This window comes from Amycolatopsis sp. NPDC054798 (assembly GCF_053611505.1).
In genome coordinates this window covers 125,468-141,342 of the sequence record NZ_JBSHAM010000012.1, presented here as the reverse complement: position 1 = coordinate 141,342, position 15,875 = coordinate 125,468, and the positions used below count along the sequence as shown (strand labels likewise).

9 protein-coding genes and 1 riboswitch are annotated in these 15,875 nt (G+C 67.7%); of the genes, 1 reads left to right on the top strand and 8 read right to left on the bottom strand.

All coding sequences use genetic code 11. The annotated features are described in order from the left end of the window. Positions 1-6: 6 nt before the first annotated feature. Positions 7-750 (bottom strand): HAD family hydrolase, encoded by a 744-nt coding sequence (locus ACWGIC_RS10985; protein ID WP_452075728.1) that lies wholly within the window; start codon positions 748-750, stop codon positions 7-9. A gap of 1,106 nt (positions 751-1,856) precedes the next feature. On the opposite strand from ACWGIC_RS10985, the gene ACWGIC_RS10980 reads away from it, so the two are divergent. Continuing rightward, positions 1,857-3,095, top strand: coding sequence for an FAD-dependent oxidoreductase (locus ACWGIC_RS10980; protein ID WP_452075710.1), 1,239 nt, complete (start codon positions 1,857-1,859; stop codon positions 3,093-3,095). An 882-nt stretch (positions 3,096-3,977) separates the two neighbouring features. Here ACWGIC_RS10980 and ACWGIC_RS10975 read toward each other — a convergent pair. The 7 genes from ACWGIC_RS10975 to ACWGIC_RS10945 all read right to left on the bottom strand — a co-directional run bounded on the left by ACWGIC_RS10975 (position 3,978) and on the right by ACWGIC_RS10945 (position 15,626). Next, complete coding sequence (locus ACWGIC_RS10975) at positions 3,978-4,748, bottom strand: fumarylacetoacetate hydrolase family protein (RefSeq protein WP_452075709.1); 771 nt, start codon at positions 4,746-4,748, stop codon at positions 3,978-3,980. A gap of 293 nt (positions 4,749-5,041) precedes the next feature. Then, positions 5,042-6,712, bottom strand: a complete 1,671-nt coding sequence (gene cimA, locus ACWGIC_RS10970; protein ID WP_452075708.1) for a citramalate synthase — start codon at positions 6,710-6,712, stop codon at positions 5,042-5,044. A gap of 209 nt (positions 6,713-6,921) precedes the next feature. Further along, positions 6,922-7,908: an ABC transporter substrate-binding protein gene (locus ACWGIC_RS10965; protein WP_452075727.1), complete on the bottom strand. Its 987-nt coding sequence runs from the start codon at positions 7,906-7,908 to the stop codon at positions 6,922-6,924. 10 nt (positions 7,909-7,918) lie between these two features. Then, positions 7,919-8,707: an ABC transporter ATP-binding protein gene (locus ACWGIC_RS10960; protein WP_452075707.1), complete on the bottom strand. Its 789-nt coding sequence runs from the start codon at positions 8,705-8,707 to the stop codon at positions 7,919-7,921. Next, positions 8,708-9,781 carry a FecCD family ABC transporter permease gene (locus tag ACWGIC_RS10955; protein ID WP_452075726.1) on the bottom strand — a complete coding sequence of 358 codons (1,074 nt, stop codon included), beginning with the start codon at positions 9,779-9,781 and terminating at the stop codon, positions 8,708-8,710. It lies immediately after the preceding gene. A 1,078-nt stretch (positions 9,782-10,859) separates the two neighbouring features. Further along, positions 10,860-10,985, bottom strand: a riboswitch (cobalamin riboswitch). Between the two features lie 4 nt (positions 10,986-10,989). Further along, positions 10,990-12,030, bottom strand: a complete 1,041-nt coding sequence (locus ACWGIC_RS10950; protein ID WP_452075706.1) for a 3-isopropylmalate dehydrogenase — start codon at positions 12,028-12,030, stop codon at positions 10,990-10,992. A 263-nt stretch (positions 12,031-12,293) separates the two neighbouring features. Next, the gene (locus tag ACWGIC_RS10945; protein WP_452075705.1) at positions 12,294-15,626 is read right to left on the bottom strand and encodes a S8 family peptidase; all 3,333 of its coding nucleotides are present in this window, start codon (positions 15,624-15,626) and stop codon (positions 12,294-12,296) included. Between the last annotated feature and the right edge of the window lie 249 nt (positions 15,627-15,875).

The following is a 15,875-nucleotide window of genomic DNA, read 5'->3' as shown; positions in this document are numbered from 1 at the left end:
GAAATACTAGAACATCCCGCCGCGACCCGTCGCAGCGGGGGTCCCCGCCGCTCGCGGGGCGGGGACGCCGACCGTCGCGTACTCCGAAACCAGCAGCTCAGGCAGCTCGCCGAGACCGGTCACGGTGTGCACCCCCTCGGGCGCACGCTCACCGGTGCGACTGGTCCCGTCGCGGTCGAGCCAGACCGCGCCGAGCCCGGCGTCGAACGCGCCGATCGCGTCGGTGTCGAGTTTGTCGCCGACGTGCACCGTGCGCTCCGGCGGGCAGTCCAGCGCCAGGCAGACCGAGTGGAACATCACCGGATCGGGTTTCGCGACCCCGACCTCGCCCGCGATCGCGACGTGGTCGAAAAACGGCGCGAGCCCGAGTTCCGCGATTTTCTGGCGCTGATGAACCCCCGAGGCGTTCGTCACAGCGGCAAGCTGCAGCCCGGCGGCACGCAGCCATTCAAGGCAGGGAACGACATCGTCGAATAACCGCCAAGACCGCGCCAAAATCTCCCGACGGCGCGCCTCGAACGCACTCACTTGCGCGGAGTCCCCGAAGATCCCCAACTCGGCAAGGAAACATTCAGTGCGGCGGTGATGCATCACGTCGTAGCCGAGTTTCCCGGCGACAACAAGCGCGACGTGCTCCTCGGTGATCAAATCCCACAACGGCCAGAGATCGTCGCGCCCGGTAAGCGCGTGAAGAGTACGGCGGATCGCGGCGGTGCAGTCGATCAACGTGTCGTCGATGTCAAGGCACACCAGACTCAGCTCAGGAGGCACCCATGGCTCGCGGCCGGCAGCGGCCGGCGGGGCAGTACGAGCACGCGACAGAGCGGCCGGGGCGAAATCCACCCCGTGAGGCTAGGGCACTCGCCGCGTTCGCAACGCGGCCAAAAAGGTGATTACCCCCGAGCCGTTGCCGCTGACCGGCTCTACCGCGGGTGCGCAAAGTGTCCGTCCGGTGACGTTCACCACCGCCCCAGGGGTCCGAGCGGGTGAAAGACGCTTACTCCGCACTCTCCTTAACTTACAAATTCCGAACGATCCACTCCGGCCCCTCGCGCCTCCCGCTCGTCTGTGCCCGCGCCGAGAAACCCTGTCGCCCCAACCACTTCCCGCTGCCGGACGTCTCCCCCTCACCCTCGTCGCGCCCAAATCAGCAACAACCACGCATAAGTTCCGCCACCGAACTAACCACGCGAAATCTTTTCCCGAAATGCTGCGGCTCCGATCTTTCCGATCCGCACTGCGGGCCACTCTCCCGAGATCCACATACGTGAACCACACGCTATTACGCAAACTCCCCACATTCTGGTCCCTGAGCGGCAACATCAACTCCCCTGCCGACACCGGCCAGTCGCACTTTCCGCGCAATCCCGCCGCCCGTCAGACCGCCCCGAACGCGCCTTCACCAAACTTCTTCCCGCTCCGCCGTGGCTCTCTGCCCCTGCGGCCTGCACCCGGCCAATCGCAGCGCTCAGCGATTGCGGCCTCTCCCTCCGCGAAGCAGCTTTCTTCCCCTGCGACCTCTCCCGCCCAGCTTCTCCGGCATGCCTTCTCCCCTGTCTCCCACTCCCCTGCCTCTCCCACTCCCCTCTCCACCTCCTCGCCGGTACCCACGCCCCGCCGGGAACACCCTCGCCAACCGCCCCAATGCCGCCACCACTTCCACCCCGCAGACTCCCTCAAGTTCTCCCCGTAGAGGCCGCATCTCGAATGCCTTCACCAGCCCCGCCCCCGCTCCCCAGCCACACACCCCGCCCCGTAACCGCGAACACACCCCATCGGCCGACTTGACGCACCCTCCGCCCCAGGTGCATCCTCAGCTTATTCAACAGCCGATGAAAAAGAGGGAGCTGGGGAAGATGACCGAGCACACGGGGTGCGTCATCGTCGGCGGAGGACCGGCAGGCATGGTGGCGGGATTGCTCCTCGCCCGAGCGGGCGTAGAGGTGACGGTGCTGGAGAAGCACGCGGACTTCCTCCGCGATTTCCGCGGCGACACCGTCCACCCGTCCACCCTCACGCTCCTGGACGAGCTGGGCCTCGGCGAAAAGTTCGCCGCACTGCCGCAGACCAAGGTGACCACAGTCGGACTTCCGACCTCCGAGGGCGACCCGCTGACCCTCGCCGACATGTCGCTGCTGAAGGTCCCCCGCCCCTACGTCGCGATGGTCCCCCAATGGGATTTCCTCGACCTGCTGGCCGAAACCGCACAGAAAGAGCCGGCCTTCACCCTGCGCCTGGAAACCGAAATGACCGGCCTCCTCCGCTCCGGCCGCCGGGTGACGGGCGTCCGTTACCGCACCGCCGACGGCACAGAAGGCGAACTGACCGCCAACCTGGTAATCGCCGCCGACGGCCGCTGGTCACTGGCCCGCCGCTCGGCCGGCCTCACCCCGCGCGAGTACTACACCCCGTTCGACGCCTGGTGGTTCCGTCTTTCCCGCAAGGACGAAGAGCAGGAAGCGACATTGATGCCGAGGATGCGCAACCGCCGCTTCGCGGTGCCGTTGCCGCGCAAGGGCTACTACCAGATCGCCTACATCACGCCGAAGGGCAAAGACCTGAACGCCGCCGGCATCGAGAGCTTCCGCCGCGACGTCACCGAGGCCTGCCCGGAATTCGCCGACCGAGTACACGAACTGAAATCCATGGACGACGTCAAGTTCCTCAACGTCCGCCTCAACCGCCTGCGCCGCTGGCACGTCGACGGCCTTCTGTGCATAGGAGACGCCGCCCACGCGATGTCGCCGGTAGGCGGTGTCGGAATCAACCTGGCAGTGCAGGATGCCGTCGCCGCCGCGAGGCTACTGGCCGACCCACTCCTCCGAGGCAAGCCGACAGAGAAGGACCTCGCCTCCGTCCGCCGCCGTCGCCTTCTGCCGACCGTTGCCGTCCAGGGCCTGCAACGCCTTCTTCACCGCCGAGTCATGGGCCCCGTGATGAGCGGCCGCGCCGACGGACCCCCGCCGCAATTGATCTCGCTGCTCAAGCGCTTCCCAAAGCTCTCCCGCGTCCCGGCATTCCTCATCGGCGTCGGCATCCGCCGGGAATCCGCACCAGCTTTCGCCCGCCGCCCCACTGAACCGGCCAGCCGCTAACCCAACCCCCGAGTCGCCACCAAACGGCAACGCCCAGCGGCACCACCGACCGCCCACCGGCAAGCTCCCGCCGGTGGGCCGTGGCCAAAAAACGGCAACCCGCTTCGCCACCACCCGGCCGCAACGACTCCGCTCCCCAACAGACGTCGACCGCCACCGCGAATCTCTCATCCAGCAGCCGACATCCCTCGCCACTGAACGGCAACGCTCCCGCCACTCAGCAACCGAGCACCCCTCAGATGCTCTCGCCACTAAACGGCAACAACACCGACCACCCACCGAGCGAGCGCCCACAGCCTCTTCGCCGCCAAACGGCAACAACGCGGACAACTCGCCAACCGAGCCCCCGCAGCCCTGTCACCACCCGCAGGCAAGAACGCCATCTACCCACTAGCGACCTCTCGCCACCGAACGGCAACAGCACCGCCTGCACCCCGGTCCGAGCGCCAGCCGCCATTCGCCGCTCAACGGCAACAGCGCCCGCCCCTTGCTAACCCGAGCGCTCTTCACCTCTCGCCACTCACTGGCAACGGCATCGTCCGCTCACCGACCGAGTGCCGAACCGTCTTTCGCCACTCAACGGCAACAGCGCCGACCGCTCGCCAACCCGAGCGAAGGTCGCCATTCGCCACTCAGCGACAACAGCCCCAGCCACTCACCGACCGAACGCCAGCCGCCATTCGCCGCCAAACGGCAACGACACCGACCGCCCGCCAACCCGGCGCTAGCCACCCGCTCGCCACTCAACGGCGACAGCCCGAGCCACCGCCCCGGCACCTCCCCAACGACCAGAAACCAACTCCGACCAGGGATTCGCCACTCAACGGCAACGCTCGAACCCACCCGCTGAGCCCCTGTCGCCGCAAAACGGCAACGGCCAGCTCAGATGTTCTGCACCGGGTTCGTCAGTGTTCCGATGCCGTCGATCGTGATGGACACCGACTGCCCGTCGACGATCGGACCGACCCCCTCCGGCGTGCCGGTGAGGATCACGTCGCCGGGAAGGAGCGTCATCACCCGCGACACGAACTCCACCAGCTCGGGCACCTTGTGCACGAGATCCGAAGTCCGTCCGTCCTGTTTGAGCTCGCCGTCGACCTCACTGCGGAGCGCCAGGTCGGACGGGTCGATCGACGTGTCGATCCACGGACCGAGCGGGCAGAAGGTGTCGAACCCCTTCGCCCGGCCCCACTGCCCGTCGGACTTCTGCAGGTCGCGCGCGCTCACGTCGTTGGCGACCGTGTAGCCGAGGATCACGCTGGCCGCGCGGGCCGCGGGCACGTTCTTGACCGGCTGTCCGATGACGACCGCGAGTTCGCCCTCGAAGTCGACGCGGCCGACATCCGACGGCCGGCGGATCGGAGCGTTCGGCCCGACCACAGTCGTGGACGGCTTGATGAACAGCATCGGCGCGGACGGCACCTCGTTGCCGAGCTCCGCCGCGTGCTTCGCGTAGTTCCGGCCGACGGCGATCACCTTCGACGGCAGGATCGGCGCGAGCAGCCGGACGTCGGCCAGCGGCCAGCGTTTGCCGGTGAAGTTCGGCTGGCCGAACGGGTGTTCCGCGATCTCCAGGACCTGGGCATCGTCGCCGTCCCCCTCGATCGAAGCGAACGCGACACCACTGGGATGAGCAATACGAGCTAGACGCACAACACCAGTCTACGTACCCCCACCAACAGTCGCGCACCCCGAGCGTGCGCGACGGTCCCCTTCGCTTCATTTCACGCGAACGGCCCCTCCACCCCGGCTAACCGGCCGTGACCTCACTGGCGCGAAAGGACCCTTCACGCCAGCAAGAAACCCCAGCCGACCACCCGAACAGCCACTCCCCGCGCAGGACCAACGCGAAACGGCCATCAGCGGACCCGACTGTGAGCCGCAATACCCGCTGCGCATAGACCGCACGGCGAACGTTCCAACGCGACTCACCGGAGAGGCCCGATTCACCTGCTCACAGCAGCCACCCCCAGCTCAGGCACCGGCTGCTCCTGCCCCGACGCGACCGTCAGGCTCTTGTGGACCAACGCGTCGCACAACGCCAGCCAGCTAGCCTCGACGATGTTGCCGTGCACACCCACCGTCGTCCATTCGTGTTCGCCGTCACTGGTTTCGAGAAGCACCCGGGTGACCGCGTCCGTACCTGGATTCGACGGCAGGATCCGCACCTTGTAGTCGGCCAGCTCCATGCTGTCCAACCAGGACAGATACGGCGTCAACGCCTGGCGCAGCGCCGCGTCGAGGGCATGCACCGGACCGTTCCCTTCCGCGGTCGCGATGACTCGCTCGCCCGCGACATGCACTTTCACCGTCGCCTCGGAAACGACTTCGCCGTCCGGGCGGTGGTCCAGCACCACCCGGTACGACTCAAGCTTGAACGGCGGCGGATCCGACTTCTCGCCGGTAACCTCCTCGACCTCGCGGCGCAGCAACAGCCCCAGCGACGCGTCGGCCGCTTCGAACGACCAGCCTTCCGATTCGAGTTCTTTCACCTTCCGCACCGCGTTGGTGAGTGCGTCAGGCCGGCCGGCAAGGTCGACCCCGAGTTCACGTCCCTTGAGCTCGAGGCTGGCCCTGCCGGCCATCTCAGTGACCAGCACTCGCATGCCGTTGCCGACAGAAGACGGATCGATGTGGTTGTACAACAACGGATCCACCTTGATCGCGCTCGCGTGCAGCCCCGCCTTGTGGGCGAAGGCGGACGACCCGACGTAAGCCTGGTGGGTGTCGGGTGCGAGGTTGGCGATTTCGGCCAAGGCATGGGAGACGCGAGTGAGCTCGGTGGCGCCTCCGGTCGGGAGGACTTCCATTCCGAGTTTGGTCACGAGGTTTCCCGCTACGGCGAACAGGTCGGCGTTGCCTGCCCGTTCCCCGTAGCCGTTCGCGGTGCACTGCACGTGCGTCGCGCCGGCCTGTACCGCGGCGACAGAGTTCGCCACAGCACAGGAAGTGTCATCCTGACAATGGATTCCGAGCCGGAATCCGGTCTTTTCCTTGATCTCGCCTACGGTTTCGGCAAGTCCTAGCGGCAGCTGGCCGCCGTTGGTGTCGCACAGCACCAGAACGTCCGCGCCCGCGTGCGCCGCTGCGTCGAGTACCCGGAGCGAGGTTTCGGGAGAGAAAGCATAGCCGTCGAAGAAGTGTTCTGCGTCAAGGAAAACGCGGCGTCCTTCGCCGACGAGGAACGCTACCGTGTCACGCACCATCGCGCAGGCCTCGTCGACATCTACCCGCAGCGCCCGCTCGATGTGCCGAAGATCCGATTTGGCCACCAAGGTGATGACCGGAGCCGCTGACTCCAGGAGCGCGCGGACCTGCGGATCTTTGTCGGCCGCGGTTCCCGCCTTGCGCGTGGATCCGAACGCGACGAGCGCGGCGTGTTTGAGCGGCAATTCTCCCTTTGCCGCCCGGGAAAAGAACTCCGTGTCCTTCGGCAGCGCACCCGGCCAGCCGCCCTCGATGAACCCGACACCCAGCTCGTCCAACAGCCGCGCGACGGCCAATTTGTCCGTGACGGAGTAGGTGATTCCTTCGCGCTGAGCACCGTCGCGCAAAGTGGTGTCGTAGAGGTGGAAGGCATCGCCTAGCGGCGTGCCGGCGGGTTCCGTGCGGGTCACGGTGTTCTCCTTGTGGCGGGGCAGAACCTGGTCCAGGCAACAAAAAAACCTCCCGCATGGGTGCGAGAGGTTGCGCGCCGGTAGCTCTTGTGGAGCGTCTATCCGGCGCGCAAGGCAATAATGACGGAGATGGCGGTCATGCCGGACATCATGCCACAGCTTCGCCCGGCTTCCAAGACCGGGCGAAGCTTCCCACCTTCTGAGAGTCGTCAGCCGGGCAGATTCGCCAGGTAGCGGCCGAATTCTTCGACGGCGGCCGCATTTCGCGGCCCCTCCACCAAAGCGGCGTACGGCAGCGCGAAGAAGCGTCCTTCCTTCACTGCCGGGATGTCGCGCAGGCCGGGACGCGAACGGAGGAAGTTCTCCTTGTCGGCTACGCTGCCGACCTCCCCGCCGTAGTCGTTGATGAGGATGACGTCCGGCGCGCGCTGGATCACGGCTTCCCAGCTGACACTGGTCCAGCTGTCGTTAAGGTCCGCGAAGATGTTGGCGCCACCCGATTTGGTGATGATTTCGTCCGGCCCCGCGTTGCGTCCGGAGGTGAACGGCTGGTCACGGCCGTCGTCGTAGAGGAAGACCTTCGGCTTCGGCCGTCCAGCCGGTGCCGCGTTCGTGACAGCAGCGACCCGTGCGCGGTACTCTTCGATCAAACGTTCTGCACGATCACTGATTCCGAACATTTTTCCCAAATTGCGCACATCTGTGTACAGCGCGTCGAGCGGCCGCATGATGCCCCGTTGCTTGCCATTGCCGTTGCGGCACGCCTCAGTGAGCAAGTAGCTGGAAATGCCCAGCTTCGCGAGGGAATCCGGGGTGAACCCGGTTGCTTCCGAGAAGCCGTAGCTCCAGCCCGCGAACACGAGGTCCGCTCCCGCGCCCTGCACCACCTCGCGGTTGATCTTCTCAGCGAGCTTGGGCACCTTGGCGAAATCGGCTTTCCAGGGCGAAGACGCCACCCCGCCGGACTGTCCTTTGTCGACCACGTACCCGGCCATCCGGTCGCCCAGGCCGAGCGCGAACATCAGCTCGGTGATGCCGATGTCATTTGTGACGACCCGAGAAGGAGGTTGAGACACGGTCAACGGCGAACGGCAGTTGGTCACCGTCACGGGAAACCCGGCCGGGGGTGCTCCGCCGTCCCCTTCGGACACTTGAGCGCCGCATCCGGTGGCGACGAGTGCGACCGTCACGATCATCGCGACTGTCCTACGCATGACTGTCCTCCTGGGACTCGAGCCGGTCGAACAACAACTGCGGACGTCCCGTAGCGGGATGCGGCACCACGTGCCCGCGCACCCCGAACACGTCGGCGAGCAAAGCAGGCGTGAGCACCTCGGCCGGGGTTCCGCTCGCGACGAGGCGGCCGTGGTCAAGCACGTGCACCGTGTCGCACACAGCGGCGGCCAGGTTCAAATCGTGGAGCGCGGCCAGCACCGTCGGCCCGCTGGTGCGAGCGAGCGCGAGGACTTCGAGCTGGTGCCGGATGTCGAGGTGGTTGGTCGGCTCGTCAAGCACCAGGATCCTGGGCTGCTGCGCGAGTGCGCGCGCGATCAGGACGCGCTGCCGTTCGCCGCCGGACAGGGTGAGCACGCCTCGATCGGCCAGGTGGGTCAGACCGACTTGAGCCAGCGTTGCGGCGCACAGCTGATGGTCGGCCGCGTTCATGCGGTCGAGCAGGCCGTGATGCGGCATCCGCCCCATCGCCACCACCTCGGCGACAGTGAAGTCGAACTCCGTGTGCGATTCCTGCGCTACCGCGGCGATCGCGCGCGCCCGCTTTCGCGATGCCATGCCTTCCACCGGCTGGCCGTCGACCAGCACAGCTCCGGCTGACGGCTTGAGCACTTGGTAGACGGCGCGCAGAGTCGTCGACTTTCCGCTGCCATTCGGTCCGAGCAGTCCGACGAACTGGCCTTGCCGAGCTTCGAGGGTCACGTCGTCGACCAGCTTGCGACCGGCCGCGGTCACGCTGACGCCGTTGAGCGAGAGGTCCATTCACGCACCCCCGAACACGTACGCGCGACGGCGCATCAAGATCAGGAAGGCCGGTACCCCGACCGCCGCGGTAAGCACCCCGATCGGCAACTCCTCGGGTGCGGCGAGCACTCGCGCCGCGACGTCCACCCACACGAGGAAGACCGCACCAGCAAGCGGTGCCACCGCGAGGACCCGGCGATGATCAGCGCCGACGACCAGCCGCACCAGGTGCGGAAGGATCAGTCCGACAAATCCGATCGCTCCGCTCACCGCGACCAAGACCCCGGTCATGGCAGCGCAAACGATGAACAAGAGGGCCCGCAGCTTCCCGACGTCGACGCCGAGAGTCGTCGCCGCTTCGTCGCCCATGGCAAGCGCGTTGAGCCGGCCGGCCAGTGCCAGCAACAACAGAACCCCGCCGACCACGACGATCGCGGCGATCGGCAGCGTGCCCCAATTCGCGCCGGCGAGACTGCCGAGCAGCCAAAACAGCGCCGCCCGCGCGGCCTCGCCGTTCGGCGCTTGAAAGACGATCACCGTGGTGATCGCGAAAAACCCGTAGGACAACGTCGTGCCGGTGAGCACCAGACGCAGCGGCGTAAGCCCTTGCCGCGTACGGGCGACGAGATAGACGATCAAAGTCGCGGCGAGCGCAGCCACGAACGCACCGACCGACAGTGCATAAATTCCGAGTGACGCGAAGACGCCGAACAACGTCACCGCTGTCGCCCCGACAGACGCGCCGGAGGAAATCCCCAGCACATACGGCTCGGCGAGCGCGTTACGCACCATCGCTTGAATCGCAACGCCGACCGTTGACAACCCAGCGCCGACGACCACCGCGAGCAGAACACGAGGGAGCCGGAGGTCCCAGATGATCCGGTATTGCCCGACCTCGTCCGGACCGATCGTCCCGCCGAACAACCCCGCGCGGAGAAAGGCCCACGTGTGAGTGACCGGCACCGCCACCGTCCCGATCCCGACAGCGAGGACAACCGACCCGAGCAACGCCACCCCGAGTCCGAGAAGCACCGGCGTCAACGGCCGTCGCCGCTGAACGGCAACGGCCCCGACCTGGGATTCGCCACTCAACGGCGACGCGACCCGCTCACTCTGGGATTTGCCGATCCGCGGCGAAACGTCCTCTTCGGCCGAGGATTGGCCGTCCAGAGGCGAGACAACGCGAGTGCTGGAGTCGGTCCGGTTGCGACTAGCCGAGTCATCGACCTGTGGCTCGTCACCTTGGTGCTCGGCACCCTCATGTTCGGTGCCCTGGTGATCTTCGGCCTGATGCTCGGTGCCCTGATGATCCTCGGCCTGGTGCTCCTCGGCCTGGCGTTGCTCGCCGACCTGCAGCGATTCATCAGCCTCCGCCCCGTCGACCCGTGGCTCACCCGCCGGTGTCTCGCCGCGACGCACCCCGTTGCCGGGAAATGGCGAATCCTCCGTCTCGGCAGAACCACCCTGTCGACTTGAGCCGCGCGTACCGCCATCACCGTCGCACGGCGAAGCGCCCGAACCACTTTCGCCGTTCAGCGGCGAACCACCCGAAGCACCATCACCACGTGAACGAGAACCAGCCGCTCCAGCGTCGCCAGCAAACGCGCCCCCACCGCTGGAACTCAAACCATCCGACGCGCTGTCGCCACCCAGCGGCGAAACACTCAACCCACCCCGGGCACGCGAACCCAAACCAACTGGCTCGCTGTCGCCGCTCAGCGGCAAAAGCTCCGAGGCAACGCCAGCACGCGAACTCGAACCGACCGACACACCGTCGCCACTCAGCGGCGAAACGTCCGGAACACCGTCACCGTTAGCTGACGAACGACCAGAAGCATCCTCACCCTCAAAGAGCGAAGGACCTCCCGCGAGCGAGTCGGCCCCGGACACCGCCGAAGCACTCTCGCCGCCCAACGGCGAAAGACAGCCACCCCCAGGAACCACCGGCGAATCCCCGCCAGCAGCAGGCGGCGAAACCCCGCCAGAACCACCGTCGCCAAAAACCGGCGAATCCCCGGCCCCCTCAGACACAGGGCCACGACAAGCTGAACGCTCTTCAGACGAAGACACCACCGGCGAGGACCCAATCGAGACAGTGGGCCCGCGGGCAAAAGACGGCAGCCGCCGACGGCGGGAGTGTCGTCTCCCGCAGACCACGACGGGAGGGGACGAGGTTCGAGGAACCCCCGCCGGTATCGGGCTCGCCTTCGGCTCCGGTGAAGGAGCCGAAGGCCTACCGTTGCGGGTCAGCGCCGGATTTCGACCGGCTTCCGCGGCGGGGGTCCGAAAAGCTCAGGCGGTCAGCCGACCTGACGGACGTTGGACGAGACCAGCGCCGCGAGGCGGTCGCCGATGGCCTGGGTCGCGCCCGGCGACGACTGGTCGCGCGTGGCGAGGTCGAAGGCCACCGAGGCCTCGATCCGCCGCGCCGCTTCCTTCTGGCCGAGGTGGTCCAGCAGGAGCGACACCGACAGCACCGCGGCGGTCGGGTCGGCGAGCCCCTGGCCGGCGATGTCCGGCGCGCTGCCGTGCACCGGCTCGAACATGCTCGGGTTCCGGCGCGTGATGTCGAGGTTGCCGCTGGCGGCGAGACCGATGCCGCCAGTCACCGCGGCCGCGAGGTCGGTGATGATGTCGCCGAAAAGGTTGTCGGTGACGATCACGTCGAACCGCGACGGGTCGGTGACCATGTGAATCGTCGCGGCATCCACGTGCGAGTACGCGACGGTGACGTCCGGGTGCTCCAGCGAAACTTCTTCGACGATCCGCGACCACAACGAGCCGGCGTGCTCGAGCACGTTGGTCTTGTGGACGAGCGTGAGGTGCTTGCGCGGACGCTCCTCGGCGCGGTTGAACGCGTCCGCGACCACGCGCCGCACGCCGAAGGCCGTGTTGACGCTGACCTCGGTGGCGATCTCGTGCTCGGTGTCCTTGCGCAGCAGGCCGCCGTTGCCCGCGTACGGGCCTTCGGTGCCTTCGCGCACCACGACCATGTCGACGTCCCCGGCGTCGGCCAGCGGGCCGCGCACCCCCGGGTACAGCCGCGCCGGGCGCAGGTTGACGTGGTGGTCCAACTCGAACCGCAGCCTCAGCAGCAGGCCGCGCTCGAGGATGCCGCTGGGCACAGTCGGGTCGCCGACCGCGCCGAGCAGAATCGCGTCGTGCTGGCGCAGTTCGCCGAGCACCGACTCCGGGAGCAGCTCCCCGGTGGCGTGCCACCGCGAGGCACCGAGGTCGTAGTTCGTGATCTCCGCCGCCGGTGCTACCTCACCGAGCACCTTGAGCGCTTCGGAGACCACCTCGGGCCCGATCCCGTCCCCTGGGATCACCGCGAGCCGCATCCACACACCTCCGTAGCCCAGGCCACCGGGCGCACCGATGGCCCATTCGCACAAAAACGCCAGCAGCGGAAGGTTACCGGCCGTAGACAAGGTGCCGTAGCCGCACCACCCTTATGCCGCATCCTCCCACAGGGTGAGACACCCGTTCGGGCGAACGGAAACGGGGGCTTGCCCAGGCCGGACAGCCTTGGCAAGCCCCCGCGTCTCGCTATGCGGCCACTTTCGCGGCCCACCTCAAGTTCCCCTTAAAGGGTGAACCGGGGTCAGCCGCGCGGCACCTCCGATTCGATCCGCACGACCGCGGCGCGCTGCCCGGCCGCGTTGTGGTGCTCGATCGCCAGCAGGCCCTTCGCCTTGTCCCCGGCGAGCGCGGCCTTGTTGCGGTTGACCACCAGAGCCGTGCCCGGCTTGGCGACGTAGCCCAGCGCCGCGTCGCCGCCGCCCTGAGCCGAGTACGCCGGCGCGAGCGCGTCGAACGACAGCGGAGTGCTGACCGCGTCGATCAACCCGTTCGTGGTTCCCGGCGCGACGTAGTACCCGCTGGTGCCGACCGTGTAGCTGATCCGGTGCGACGCCTCCTTCGGGTCGATGCCGAGCGCGGCGATGCTGACCGGCAGCACCATCACGTTCGTGTCGAACACGTTGGTGTCGACGTCGCCGAGCTGTCCGTTGATCGCCTGCAGGTCCACCGACGGGTTGCCCGGCTTGGTCAGCGACACCGTGTTGACGAGCAGCACGTCCGACCCCTTCGCCTTCGTCACGAAGGTTTCGAAGTCCGGCTTGCCGTCGCCGGTGGTGTCGATGTCCACGAAGGGCACCGTGTTGCTGCCGAGGTTCGCGAAATCGCTCCAGGTCGTGATCCCGAACGCCAGCACCGCGTTCTCCGGCTCCCCCTGCGCCTTGGCGAGCGGGGCCGTCGACGCCGCGCCGATGTAGCGCAGGTCGCCGCCCTTCGCGGTGCGGTTGAGGGTGCAGTCGGACGTGACGTGCGCGTCGCATTCCGGCAGCTGGGGCGATTCGGCCTGCAGTTCGAGCACGCTGATCAGCGAGCGGTACCGCTGGGAGCCGCTGCCCTGGTCGATGCCCTTGCCGCCGAGGTTCAGCACGGCCTGGTCGGCGTTCGCGCCGAAGCGCACGCCGCCCGGGGTGGTGATCGCCGAAACCGGCTTCGGCGACGAGTACACGGCCACCCGCAGCGGAACGGTCGCGCCGTTCTTCGGGGTGAACGCGACCCGGCCCGAAGCGTCGGCCACGAACTGCCGCGCGAGCCCGGCTTGCGAAGCCGCCATGGTCGGGTCGAGAACCTTGCGCAGCGCCTTCGGGTCAGTGATCTTCAGCGTCACCTTCACCGTCGCGACCCCGCGCGGGTTCAGCTTCACCGAGTTCTTGTCCACTGTGTACTCAACGCCGGGCAGGCTGTTGACCGCCTCGTAGCCCACCGAGTACTCGGCCGCCTTGACACCCTTGTTGACCACCTTGATCGTCTTGCTCAAGGTCACCGGTCCGGCCGCCTCGACAGTGCCGAACGTGACGCTCACCGCGCCCGGGTCGTCCTGCACATACGCGAGAACCTGGTTGTCCAGCGCGGCTTTCGCGTCGATCCGGCCGGCACCGACGCGCTGCGGGCCGTAGGTGTGGCCAGCGCCGTCAGTGATGTCGTGCACCGCGGTGCCCACGACGTCGGCCTTGACCTCTTCGACGCTCCAGTCCGGATGCGCCTGGCGGACCAGCGCCGTGATGCCCGACGTGTGCGGCGCGGCCATCGACGTGCCCGAGATGACCAGCCGCTCGTTGCCGCTACCGCGGAACGCCGACGTGATCGTGTCGCCAGGAGCGGCGACGTCCGGCTTCACCGACGGACCGCGTCCGCCGCGCGAGGTGAACGAGCTGGGAGTGTCCACGATGGACTGGTCGTAGGTCTGCAGCGTGGTCCGCCCGGCTCCGAACAGCCGCACGGTGAGCGTGCCCGCGCTCAGGCCGGCCCGCACGGACTGGGTGGCCTTGCCGGTGAGCTGGAACATCGGCACCGCCGCGTTGCCCGCGATACCAGCGCCGAAGTGCTCCACAGTGGACGAAAGCAGCACGCCCTTGGCGCCAGCGGCCTGCGCGTTGTTGGCGCGCGCGGCGGAACCGCACGGCCGGGTGGCGTCGTTGTCGTCCCACTCCAGCCACGCGATCTTGCCCGCGACCTTTGCCTTGTCCTCAGCCGAATAGGCGGCGCAGCCGGCGTTGTTGCCCGCCGAAAGCGCGACCACTCCAGCGGTGAGGTCGAGGCTGTCGTAGCCGGTGTACTCCTGGCTGTACTGGCCCGGCTGCTGCCCCGCGGTCGGCGTCTTGACCTCGATCGCGTCCCGCAGTTCGCCCGCGTCGCGGCTGCTGGCCACGGTGAGCGCTTCCGGGGTGTTGCCCGGCGAACCGGCGATGTCGTTGATGTCGCCGCCGTTGCCCGCCGAGATCACCGGCAGCACGTTGTTCTGCGCGAGCTTGCGCACGAACAGCGAGTCCGGGTCGTCCGGCGCGCCGAAGTCGCTGCCCAGCGACAGGTTCACGACGTCGAGGTGGTCGGTGAAGTCGCCGTCGCCGTCCGGGTCGAGCGCCCAGTCCAGCGCCTGCGAGGTGACGTTCGTGGAACCCTTGCAGCCGAACACCTTGATCGCGTAGAGCAGCGCCTTCGGCGCGGTGCCCGGCCCGATCCGCATGGCGTCGAGCGTCTTCTTGTTCAGCTTCTTGTAGTCGCCGGTGAACGTGCTGCCGTCGGCGTTGACGCCGAAGCCGCCGATGGTGCCCGCGACGTGCGTGCCGTGCTCGCCGCACGCGATCGGGTTGGGGTCCGGCACCGGCGTCGGCGATCCGGTCTTGCCCGCGGAGTCGTAGTCGTCGCCGACGAGGTCGGTGCCGCCGACCACCTTGGCGCTCGGGAACAACGGCGACGGCTTGGCGCGGTCGACCGCCTTGTACGCCTCGGCCGTGCCGGGGCCGCCGAAGTCGGCGTGGGTGTAGTCGATGCCGTCGTCGATCACGCCGACGCGGATGTTGTCGCCGAACTTGCCGGTTTTCTGCCAGCTGACAAGCGTGTTGGTGAGTTGTTCAGCGCTGGCGTTGGTGCGGTTCTTCGGCACGACCGTGCGCACCGAGACGACGTCCGGCCGTTCCGCGAGCTGGCGGATCTTGCCCGCGTCCGCGGTGACGACAGCGCCGGGGACCGCGTTGGCCGTCTGCGTGACCAGCTTCGTGCCCGCGTCCGCGGCCCGCAGTTGCCCGACGACGGAGCTGACCGCTGCGGCGACGTCGGCCTTGGCCGCCTTCGCCGCTTGCTTGGCCTTCTCCTTGCCCTTGCCCTGCTCCTCCTTGAACGCGTCCACCGCGGGTTTCTTGGCCAGCTCGACGAACGCGGTGATCTGCCCCTGCGCCGCGCTCAGGCGGGGCGAAAGCTTGTCCTGGACCTTGCTCGCGTCGATCTTCGCCGGAGCGACCGGCTCGGCCAGCGGCGCGCTCTGCGCGGACGCCGCGGGCACGGCGACCGCCGCCGCCAGCATCACCGCGGAACCCACGACCACCGAGCGGGCAGCCCACCCGGACAACCGGGTTCTGCTCATGAGTAACCCCTTCTCGAGGCCCGGATCACGAACCTGCCCGCGCTCACCATTCGCACCCCCGACGGTGAGCACCGGCGCCGCCCCGTGCTCTCACGGCGCGTGGTTCAGCCTCGCGGCAAGAACCTAGCCGCCCGAAACCCCTACTTTCGTGCGGAAAAAGGTCCGTTACCCGAATGTTGCCGGTACGGGTGAACGACAGAACGGCCCCTTCCCCGGGAGTCCGGGAAAGGGGCCGTGGTGCGGAATCGG